The following is a 1,676-nucleotide window of genomic DNA, read 5'->3' as shown; positions in this document are numbered from 1 at the left end:
GCACGGACGTCCCCGCGCTCACCGCGGGGCTGCTGGTGGCGCTGTCCACCCCGCTGGGCCCGCTCACCGGGGGCGCGGCCCTGCGGGACGTGTCGCCGTCGGACCGGCTCCCGGAGCTCGACTTCGAGCTGCCGCTCGCGGGTGGCGACGAGCCGCACGGCCGCCGGCTCCTGCTCGAGGACCTCGTTCCGCTGTGGCGCGAGCACTGCCCGACCGGGCCGCTCTCGTCGTACGCCGACGTGCTCGCCGGGCTCGCCCCCGCTCCGCTGCGCGGCTACCTCACGGGCAGCATCGACGCCGTGCTCCGGGTCGGCCCGCCGGACCGGCGCCGGTACGTCGTGGTGGACTACAAGACCAACCGGCTGGGCGGGTACGACGACGCCCTGACCGCGTGGCACTACCGGCCCGGCGCGCTCGAACGCGCGATGATCGACGCGCACTACCCGCTGCAGGCGCTGCTGTACGACGTCGCGTTGCACCGGTACCTGCGCTGGCGGCAGCCGGGCTACGACCCCGCGGTGCACCTCGGCGGGGCGCTGTACCTGTTCCTGCGCGGGATGAGCGGCCCCGACGTGACGTGCGACGACGGCTCGCGGCCCGGGGTCTTCGCCTGGCACGCACCGACCGGACTGGTCACCGGCCTGTCCGACCTGCTGGCGGGCACGCGATGACCGAGGCGTTCGAGGCGTCCATCGCGCTGCGGGCCGGCGGGCTGCTCCGGGACTTCAACCGGGCGGGGATCCTGTCCGCGGCGGACGTGCACGTCGCGCGGCGGCTCGGGGTGCTCGGCGGCGAGCAGGACGAGGCGGTGCTGCTGGCGGCCGCGCTCGCCGTGCGCTCGACCCGGCACGGGTCCGTGATGCTCGACCTCGCCACCGCGCACGCCACGACGAGCCCGGACGTGGACGAGGACCCTGTCCCGGGCGCCGACGTCGACGTGCCGCTCGCCTGGCCGACGGACTGGGTGGTGCGCGCCGCGGCGAGCGTGCTGGTCGGCGGACCGCTGGACGACCGGTCGCAGGGCGACCGGCCACTGCGGATGCTCGGGTCGCGCCTGTGGCTCGCACGGTACTGGGGCCAGGAGGAACAGGTCGCGCGCGAGCTGGTGGACCGGTGCGCCGCGCGCCCGAACGACCTCGACGCCGTCGTCCTCGGCGCGGGCCTGGACCGGCTGTTCGCGGCGGGCCTCGACGATGACCAGCGGACCGCGGCCGCGACCTGCGCGCTGACCCGGGTGAGCGTGCTCGCCGGCGGCCCGGGGACCGGCAAGACAACGACGGTCGCCCGATTGCTCGCCCTCCTGCGCGAGCAGCACCCGACCTTGCGCATCGCCCTGGCTGCGCCGACCGGCAAGGCGGCCGCCCGGCTGGAGGAGGCGGTGCGGGCCCAGGCGGCGGTCCTCCCGGCCGCGGACCGGGTCCGGCTCGGGGACCTGCCCGCGACGACGTTGCACCGGCTGCTCGGCTGGCGGCCGGACGCGCGCAGCCGGTTCCGGCACGACGCGACGAACCGGCTGCCGCTCGAGGTGGTGGTCGTCGACGAGGCGTCGATGGTGTCCCTGACGATGATGGCCCGGCTGCTCGAGGCGCTGCGCCCGACGACCCGGCTGGTGCTCGTCGGTGACCCGGACCAGCTCGCCTCGGTCGAGGCCGGCGCGGTGCTGGGCGACCTCGTCG

1 protein-coding gene and 1 pseudogene are annotated in these 1,676 nt (G+C 76.5%); both read left to right on the top strand.

Going from position 1 to position 1,676, the window contains the following annotated elements; all coding sequences use genetic code 11:
• Positions 1 to 671, top strand: a pseudogene (locus VIM26_RS19155) (exodeoxyribonuclease V); the annotation flags it as partial.
• A partial coding sequence (locus VIM26_RS19150; RefSeq protein ID WP_331954190.1) for an AAA family ATPase occupies positions 668 to 1,676 on the top strand: 1,009 nt, incomplete at its 3' end. The pseudogene VIM26_RS19155 and the gene VIM26_RS19150, both read left to right, overlap by 4 nt.

It is taken from the genome of Pengzhenrongella sp. (assembly GCF_036565025.1).
Taxonomy (GTDB): domain Bacteria; phylum Actinomycetota; class Actinomycetes; order Actinomycetales; family Cellulomonadaceae; genus Pengzhenrongella.
The sequence above is the reverse complement of the archived record's forward strand: the minus strand, read 5'-3'. Positions and strand labels throughout refer to the sequence as shown.